Raw genomic sequence first — 7,248 nt, 5'->3', positions numbered from 1 at the left:
TTGAAGATCAAAAGATCGCAGCCTGCGGCAGCTCCTACATGGGGCCGGCGGTCACTCAGGTTAGTTCAATGCGATCGGCATGAATGACGATCTTGCCTTCCTTGTACAGCGAACCGATGGCCTTCTTGAAGTTGCCCTTGCTGACACCAAACAGACTGCTGATCAACGCCGGATCGCTCTTGTCGCTGACGGCCAGCGTGCCATTGTTTTCACGCAACTTGGCGAGGATCTTCGAACTCAGGCTGCTGGCCGCTTCCTGACCTACCGGTTGCAGGCTGAGGCTGATCTTGCCGTCGGCGCGCACTTCCTTGATGAAACCCTTCTCGCGCATGCCGGAGCGCATGAATTTGAAGATTTCATTCTTGTGGATCAAGCCCCAATGCTTGTTGTTGATGATCGCCTTGAAGCCCATGTCGGTGGCTTCAGCCACCAGCAGATCAACTTCCTGCCCGGGGCTGTAGTTGGCCGGGGTCTTGTCGAGGTAGCGATCCAGACGTGCGGTCGCGGTGATGCGGCGGGTGTGTTTATCGAGGTAAACGTGTACCACGCAGTACTCGCCAGCGGTCATCTGCCGCTTTTCTTCGGAATACGGCAGCAACAGATCCTTCGGCAAGCCCCAATCGAGAAACACGCCAATGCTGTTGACTTCAACTACTTTCAGGCTGGCAAATTCACCGACCTGAACTTTTGGTTTTTCAGTGGTAGCGAGAAGTTTGTCTTCGCTGTCCAGATAAATAAATACGTTGAGCCAGTCTTCATCTTCGCTGGGAATATCTTTAGGAATATAACGGTTGGGCAAAAGAATTTCGCCGTCGGCACCGCCGTCCAGATATAAACCGAAGTTAGTGTGTTTAACCACTTGCAAACTGTTGTAACGCCCGACTAAAGCCATTTTCCAAAACCCTCATTGCGTGGCGGCATTCTACCCGGTTTTGCCGGTCTCGTTCGCCGCGCGAGCAGCCTGGCGAAGAAAATCCGCGGGGCACCTTGATTTTCCTGGGTTTGGCGCAAGCGACTCGCCATTCGTCAGGCCAGTGTGGCACCTCACGCAGCGTTTCACGGCTTACCTTTTGCGTAATGAGCAATAAATGTTGTTATTTAAAACAGTGGCTTAGGCGGATATTTCGAATAATTAAGCGAGAATAATCCACCCGCACCCTCAGTTATTCCCGGGGATATTTATCAAGCAATTGTCAAGTTATTCCTGTACGATGCCTGGCCGAGTTACTTTTCTACAGGTTAATGGCCGCCATGCGTGTAAAAGCATCCACCAGCAAAGCAAAGCCAGCTCCAGCCGTTGAAACCAGCGAATCGATCAACGATCAAATCGCAGCGTTCCTCAAGTCCGGCGGCGAAATCCAGCAAATTGCCAAAGGCGTCAGCGGCCAGACGTTCGGCCCGTCCAAGCAGATCAGCCTGGGCAAGAAGTAACACCCGGTAATACACCCGTCCTGAGACGCTTTGAGCTTCGAAGCGTCTGGACAGGCACCCGCGCAACACCCTCACTTCTGTTTAATCAATCTTTTGAAAATCGACGAACGGGCATCATTGCCGAGCATTCGCCGGTATCCTTGCACGCGTCTGGATCAAGCGTTTCAGCAGGCTCAGCCCTGCCCTCGCTGTTCATGGAGTGACGCATGCTCAAATCAAATTCCTGTTTATTGCTTGTGGGCCTACTGGCCTGCTCGTCGGTGCACGCGCAGATTTTCCAGCGCGAGCTCGGCGACTTCGACCTCAAACTCGGCACCACGCCCAGCCGCAGCATGGCCCAAGGTCTGGTCAAACCGGCAGCCGTCGGCTCGTTCCACGGCGGCCTCGATCTCAGCCACGACAGCGGCCTGTATGTCGGCCAGTACGCACCGAGCATGGGCCTGACCCCGGGCAAGAACCTCGAAATCGACTCCTACATCGGCTTTAAACAACCTTTCGATCAGACCCTCGGCTACGAAGTCGGGATGATCCACTACAGCTATCCCAAGGTCGATACCCTCGACAGCCAGGAGCTGTTCGGCGGCCTGACCCTGCTCGGCAGCCGTTTCGGTATAGCCGTCAGCAACGACCCGGACAAACAGAACAACACGCTGTTCGCCGATCTGGGTGGCAATCAGCCGTTCGGCATCGGGATCAGCATGAAATACACCACCCATCAATTGAACACGCCGGTGTCAGTGGACGGTGGTTATGTCAGCAGTTTTACCGATTGGTCAGTGAAATTTTCCCGGCCATTCATGGGCGTCGATCTCGACCTGATCTACAGCAATTCCAACCTCAGTGGCAGCGATTGCTCGGCGTATTCCGGGCACAACAGTCAGTGCGACGGACTGGTGACGCTCAAGGCAGAGCGCGCATTCTATTGATCGGCTGAACTGCCGGGAGCATCCTGCGTTCACATGAGAATCAGACGTCAGGCCTCGCAAGGATTCGCCCATGTCTCGCTGGTTCAAACACCTCGCCACCCTGCTGATCTTCACCCTCGCCCTCGGCGCCTGCAGCCGCGTCGGCCTGGCCTACCGCAATCTCGACGTGATCATTCCATGGACGCTTGGCGACTACCTGGACATGAACGGCGAGCAGAAGGACTGGTTCAACGAACGGCTCAAGGAACACCTGAACTGGCACTGCACCACGCAATTGCCGGGCTACCTCGATTGGCTGGACCGTTTGCAGAACATGGTTGAAACCAATCAGGTGACCGACACGGCACTGCAGGCGCGAACCGCAGAGGCCAAACAGGCCATCGCCGAAACCGCACGCCAGATCACACCGTCGGCCATCGAGTTACTGCAAGGGCTGGACGACAAACAAGTGGCGGAAATGAACGACGCGTTCGCCAAGGATCTGCGCAAACGTGAGAAGGAATACGTCAAACCGCCGCTGGCGCAACAGATTGCCGAACGCGGCGCACGCATGGACAAACGCCTGACTGATTGGCTGGGTCCATTGAGCGTGACTCAGGAACAACGGGTAATGGCCTGGTCGACTGCACTGGGCGATCAGAACACTCAATGGATCGCCAACCGCGCCCACTGGCAGCAACAGTTCAGTAACGCCGTTGCCCAGCGCAAAAGTCCGGAATTCCCACAGCGAATCGAGACACTTCTGGTCAACCGCGAGCGTTTATGGACAGCGGATTACCAAAAAGCCTACGCCAACACCGAAGCGCAGGCGCGTTCGCTGGCGGTGGATCTGATGGCCGAGAGTACGCCGCAGCAGCGTCAGCGGTTGCTCAAGAAAATCGAGGGTGTGCGTAAGGACTTCAATGATTTGAAGTGTCTGAAGGCAGTAAAGCAGGAATAGAAGATCAAAAGATCGCAGCCTCCGGCAGCTCCTACAGGGTTATGTGTAGGAGCTGCCGAAGGCTGCGATCTTTTGTTTTCAGGCAATTTGCGCTTTAGAAGCCACCTCATCAAACGTCGCCTCATCCAGCGCATCCTCCTGCTCATCCAGTACTTGCCGAGGATGATCATTGCCGGGAATGCTGCTGTCGATCAGGCTCAGCAGGCTTGATCCGCGTGGCGTCAGAATGAAATTGTTACCGGTACTGCCTGCGTGATCCGGACGCGGTTCAATAAATCCACGATCAAGCAACAAGCCTTCGTAATCGCAGGCCACCGTTTTCAGGTGATCCAGATTCTCTATCGGCTCGCCTGCACTGGCTTTCTGCGCCGCATAATCCTCTGCGTATTTACGCGGCGCGAAACTTTCGCCTGCACTGTTCTGCACTTCATGCAGCAGGCGTTCAATCAAATCCCAGTTATAAGTCGTCATCCTGATTCAACCTCCGGTGCGCGTGATTGGGGGCGCTGTCATAGGTTGTGACCCGGACGCATCGTAGCCGTTCACCCGCATTTTCCGCAGCGACCGACATGCTGTTTGCCACAACTCTGAACTTTTCGTCGCATCCAGGCCTCCACCCAATAACCCGCCTTAACCGGAACGGAGGCCTGCCCCCATGAAAACCCTGCTCAAGCTCACCCTCGCCGTCACCCTCGCCTGCGCCCTGCCGGTCTGGGCCTGTACACCAGAAGAGGCCACCGCCAAACGCGAACAACTGGCCAAGGAAGTGACCAGGCTCACCGAACAGAATCCGGCCAAGGCCAAGGAAATCAATGCCGAGTTGCAAAAGATGGACTTGGGCACGGCCAGTGCAGATTTGCCGGACAAGTGCCAGTTGATTGATCAGCGCTTGAAGGAACTGGACTCGGCTGAGAAAAAAGCCGACAGCTAAAAGCAAAGATCAAAAGATCGCAGCCTTCGGCAGCTCCTATAGGGGATCTCGGTTGAGAGGAAGAATTGTGTACCGATCCTATTTACGCTGGATTCCAAGAACGGCGTCGTTGCTGCTCTGCCTGCTGTTCTGGCAACTCGCCGCCAGCCACCACTGGAATCTCGGTCTGGTCACTTTCGCCAACGTGCCCACCCCATTGGCGGTGATCGAAGCGGCGTTGGGCCTGGGCGATTCCGGCAAGCTGCTGCAGCACCTGAGCGCCAGTCTCAGCCGCGTGTTCGCCGGTTACCTCGCGGCACTTTTCATCGGCATCGCTCTGGGTCTGGCCATCGGCCGCTCGAAATGGGCTGAAGACTTGCTGCTGCCACCACTGGAAGTGCTGCGGCCGATCCCGGCGGTGGCGTGGATTCCGCTGGCGATCCTGATGTTCCCGTCGTCGGAGCTGTCGATGGTGTTCATCACCTTCACCGGCGCGCTGTTCCCGATCCTGCTTAACACCGTGCACGGTGTCGAAGGCGTCGACCGGCGGTTGATCGCTTCGGCAAAAAGCCTCGGGGCAGGGCGTCGGGCGATTCTGCTGGAAGTGGTCTTGCCCGGCGCCGCACCGAGCATCATCACCGGCCTGGCCATCGGCATGGGCACCTCGTGGTTCTGCCTGGTGACGGCAGAAATGATCTCCGGCCAGTTCGGTATCGGTTACTACACCTGGGAGTCCTACACCATCCAGAACTACGCCGATATTGTCGTCGGCATGCTGCTGATCGGTGTGCTGGGCATGGGCAGCAGCCTGTTGATCAAACGCCTGGGCGGGCTGTTCACGCCCTGGCACCGACCACGAGGAAAAGCCTGATGAGCGCGATGCAAACCCCGGAAGGGCGGATCGATATTCGCCAGTTGTCGATCGTGCTCGGCGAAGGCCAACAAGCTTTCGAAGCCGTGCAAGGTCTGGACTGCCAGATCGAGCCGGGCCAGTTCGTGTGCATTCTCGGCCCGTCCGGTTGCGGCAAGTCGACCTTGCTCGGCGCACTCGCCGGACACTTGAGCGCCCATGCCGGCAGCCTCAAAGTCGACGGCGGCGAGGTCAGCGGGCCATCGCCGCAACGGGGCATGGTCTTTCAGCACCACACGCTGTTCCCGTGGCGCACGGTACGCGACAACGTGGCTTTCGGCCTGAAAATGCGCGGCATCGGCAAAACCGAACGCCATCGCGCAGCCGATGAAATCCTCCAACTGGTGGGCCTTGAAGGCTTTGCCGAAAGCTGGCCGGATCAGCTGTCCGGCGGTATGCAGCAACGGGTGGAAATCGCCCGGGTGCTGGTCAACCGTCCACGGCTGTTGCTGATGGACGAGCCGTTCGGCGCGCTGGATGCCTTGACCCGCCTGAACATGCAGGAGCTGTTGCTGGACATCTGGACGCGGATTCGCACCACCGTGGTGTTCGTCACCCATGACATCGACGAGGCGTTGTTCCTCGCCGACCGACTGTTGGTGATGAGCGCACGTCCGGGGCAAATCATCGAAGACCTGCGCCTGGACTTCCCGCGTCCGCGTACCTCTGAGCTGGTGACCAGCGCCGAATTCTCCCGCCTCAAGCGCCATTGTCTCGACCTGCTACGCCACGACAACGACCGACCGCTGCCGCGCCTCAACCCGCTCGGCCTGCCGCCCGAAAACCCCTTGCCGCGATTTGCCCTATGACCTCATTTTTTGCTGTGACCGATAATGACGACATCCTCGCCCTGCAACCGCGTCTGACCGCTGACGATGCCGGTGTGCGGCGCATTGCCCTGATCGAGCTGGCAGACCTGGAAGAACCGGACGGCCTGCTGTGGCTGGTCGAAAGGCTGACCGATGATCCGGCTGAAGACGTCCGCGCCGAAGCCGCGCGGCTGCTGGAAGCGTGGGAAGACGAACCGGTGGTGGCTGCGCTGTGCCAGGCGCTGACCGATCCGTCTCCAGCCGTGCAGACCGCCGCCGCACAAAGTCTGAGTCTGCTCAAGAGCGAGGCGGCAGGCCGGGTGATTCTGCCGTGGACCGGGCATGCCGAGGTCAGTGTGCGGATCGCCGCGTTCCGCGCCTTGCGCGAACTGCGTTTCGCCGCTGCAGCGCCTGCTGCTGTCGCGGCACTTGATGATGCCGACGCCAGCGTGCGCCGCGAAGCCATCGGCGTGCTCGGCTGGCTCAAGCAGCTCGACGCACTGCCGGCATTGGCGCGACTGGCCAGCGCCGACCCGGACACCGAAGTGCGCCGCGCCGCCACCGGTGCCCTCGGTCTGGCGTCTGGCGCCGACGTGTTGCCGGCGCTGCGTCAGGCCTTGCACGATCACGCCTGGCAAGTGCGCGAAGAGGCGGCAACAACCCTGGGTAAAGTCGGCCACAGCGACGCCGGCCCGGCATTGATCGCAGCCCTTGGCGATGACTACTGGCAGGTGCGCCTGCGCGCCACCCGCAGCCTCGGGCGTTTGCGCTTTGCTGCAGCGCTGGACGCCCTGATCGAAACCCTCGGCCATCGCATCAGCAACCTGCGCAAGGAGGCCGCGCTGGCCCTCGGTGAGTTGAATGATCGCGGTGCGGTGGCGGCGTTGCAGGCGGCGCAGGATGACGGTGATCCGGAAGTGCGCAAAGCGGTGCGGATTGCCTTGAGTCAGCTGCAATGAATCCGCTGTCGGTGGGCAACTCGCAAAGCGAACGGACACTGCGCCTGAGCTGGCCGGACGGCCGTGAATCGCTGTTCAATCACGCCGAACTGCGTCGCCAGTGCCCGTGCTCGCAGTGCCGCGCGTTTCGCCTGAAAGCTGTGACTCCGCGGGTCGATGAGCGTGTTCGCCTGATCGAAATCAACCCGCAGGGCTATGGTGTGCAACTGGTGTTCAGTGACGGCCATCAACGCGGGATTTACCCGTGGGACTATCTGGCACAGCTCAGTTCTTGAGAACACTGCTTTCCCTGTGGGAGCTGGCTTGCCAGCGATGAGGCCGGCATATCAGGCATCTATGTGACTGACAGACCGCCATCGCTGG

At 59.0% G+C, this 7,248-nt stretch carries 10 protein-coding genes; 8 read left to right on the top strand and 2 right to left on the bottom strand.

Going from position 1 to position 7,248, the window contains the following annotated elements; translation table 11 throughout:
• Positions 1-55: 55 nt before the first annotated feature.
• Complete coding sequence (locus HT737_RS23055) at positions 56-892, bottom strand: S1 RNA-binding domain-containing protein (RefSeq protein ID WP_182404070.1); 837 nt, start codon at positions 890-892, stop codon at positions 56-58.
• 350 nt (positions 893-1,242) lie between these two features.
• Here HT737_RS23055 and HT737_RS23050 point away from each other — a divergent pair, with 350 nt between their 5' ends.
• The 3 genes from HT737_RS23050 (at position 1,243) to HT737_RS23040 (ending at position 3,297) form a co-directional block, all read left to right on the top strand.
• Positions 1,243-1,431 (top strand): hypothetical protein, encoded by a 189-nt coding sequence (locus tag HT737_RS23050; protein ID WP_016985943.1) that lies wholly within the window; start codon positions 1,243-1,245, stop codon positions 1,429-1,431.
• Between the two features lie 206 nt (positions 1,432-1,637).
• The gene (locus tag HT737_RS23045; protein ID WP_047292392.1) at positions 1,638-2,357 is read left to right on the top strand and encodes a TorF family putative porin; all 720 of its coding nucleotides are present in this window, start codon (positions 1,638-1,640) and stop codon (positions 2,355-2,357) included.
• Between the two features lie 70 nt (positions 2,358-2,427).
• The gene (locus HT737_RS23040) at positions 2,428-3,297 is read left to right on the top strand and encodes a DUF6279 family lipoprotein (RefSeq protein WP_095667222.1); all 870 of its coding nucleotides are present in this window, start codon (positions 2,428-2,430) and stop codon (positions 3,295-3,297) included.
• A 78-nt stretch (positions 3,298-3,375) separates the two neighbouring features.
• Here HT737_RS23040 and HT737_RS23035 read toward each other — a convergent pair whose 3' ends face one another.
• A complete protein-coding gene (locus HT737_RS23035) occupies positions 3,376-3,768 on the bottom strand; it encodes a hypothetical protein (RefSeq protein ID WP_047292388.1) in 393 nt (130 codons plus the stop codon).
• A gap of 184 nt (positions 3,769-3,952) precedes the next feature.
• Between HT737_RS23035 and HT737_RS23030 the strand changes: the two genes are divergently transcribed.
• The 5 genes from HT737_RS23030 to HT737_RS23010 all read left to right on the top strand — a co-directional run bounded on the left by HT737_RS23030 (position 3,953) and on the right by HT737_RS23010 (position 7,160).
• A complete protein-coding gene (locus tag HT737_RS23030) occupies positions 3,953-4,228 on the top strand; it encodes a hypothetical protein (protein ID WP_095667223.1) in 276 nt (91 codons plus the stop codon).
• 67 nt (positions 4,229-4,295) lie between these two features.
• Entirely contained in the window at positions 4,296-5,078 is a 783-nt protein-coding gene (locus HT737_RS23025) for an ABC transporter permease (protein ID WP_095666755.1), read from the top strand.
• Positions 5,078-5,926 (top strand): ABC transporter ATP-binding protein, encoded by an 849-nt coding sequence (locus HT737_RS23020; RefSeq protein WP_182404069.1) that lies wholly within the window; start codon positions 5,078-5,080, stop codon positions 5,924-5,926. Before HT737_RS23025 ends, HT737_RS23020 begins: the two co-directional genes overlap by 1 nt.
• A complete protein-coding gene (locus HT737_RS23015) occupies positions 5,923-6,885 on the top strand; it encodes a HEAT repeat domain-containing protein (RefSeq protein WP_182404068.1) in 963 nt (320 codons plus the stop codon). The genes HT737_RS23020 and HT737_RS23015 overlap by 4 nt, the downstream gene beginning before the upstream one ends.
• Positions 6,882-7,160, top strand: a complete 279-nt coding sequence (locus HT737_RS23010) for a DUF971 domain-containing protein (protein WP_182404067.1) — start codon at positions 6,882-6,884, stop codon at positions 7,158-7,160. Before HT737_RS23015 ends, HT737_RS23010 begins: the two co-directional genes overlap by 4 nt.
• Positions 7,161-7,248 lie beyond the last annotated feature (88 nt).

The sequence above is a fragment of the Pseudomonas sp. MD195_PC81_125 genome (assembly GCF_014060985.1).
GTDB classification, from domain to species: Bacteria; Pseudomonadota; Gammaproteobacteria; order Pseudomonadales; family Pseudomonadaceae; genus Aquipseudomonas; species Aquipseudomonas parakoreensis.
This window is presented reverse-complemented; position numbering and strand designations above follow the sequence as displayed.

What these genes read in the sequence shown, in the direction of transcription:
- HT737_RS23055 (WP_182404070.1), bottom strand. Translation starts at nt 892, where the DNA reads ATGGCTTTAGTCGGGCGTTACAACAGTTTGCAAGTGGTTAAACACACT.
- HT737_RS23050 (WP_016985943.1), top strand. Translation starts at nt 1,243, where the DNA reads ATGGCCGCCATGCGTGTAAAAGCATCCACCAGCAAAGCAAAGCCAGCT.
- HT737_RS23045 (WP_047292392.1), top strand. Translation starts at nt 1,638, where the DNA reads ATGCTCAAATCAAATTCCTGTTTATTGCTTGTGGGCCTACTGGCCTGC.
- HT737_RS23040 (WP_095667222.1), top strand. Translation starts at nt 2,428, where the DNA reads ATGTCTCGCTGGTTCAAACACCTCGCCACCCTGCTGATCTTCACCCTC.
- HT737_RS23035 (WP_047292388.1), bottom strand. Translation starts at nt 3,768, where the DNA reads ATGACGACTTATAACTGGGATTTGATTGAACGCCTGCTGCATGAAGTG.
- HT737_RS23030 (WP_095667223.1), top strand. Translation starts at nt 3,953, where the DNA reads ATGAAAACCCTGCTCAAGCTCACCCTCGCCGTCACCCTCGCCTGCGCC.
- HT737_RS23020 (WP_182404069.1), top strand. Translation starts at nt 5,078, where the DNA reads ATGAGCGCGATGCAAACCCCGGAAGGGCGGATCGATATTCGCCAGTTG.
- HT737_RS23015 (WP_182404068.1), top strand. Translation starts at nt 5,923, where the DNA reads ATGACCTCATTTTTTGCTGTGACCGATAATGACGACATCCTCGCCCTG.
- HT737_RS23010 (WP_182404067.1), top strand. Translation starts at nt 6,882, where the DNA reads ATGAATCCGCTGTCGGTGGGCAACTCGCAAAGCGAACGGACACTGCGC.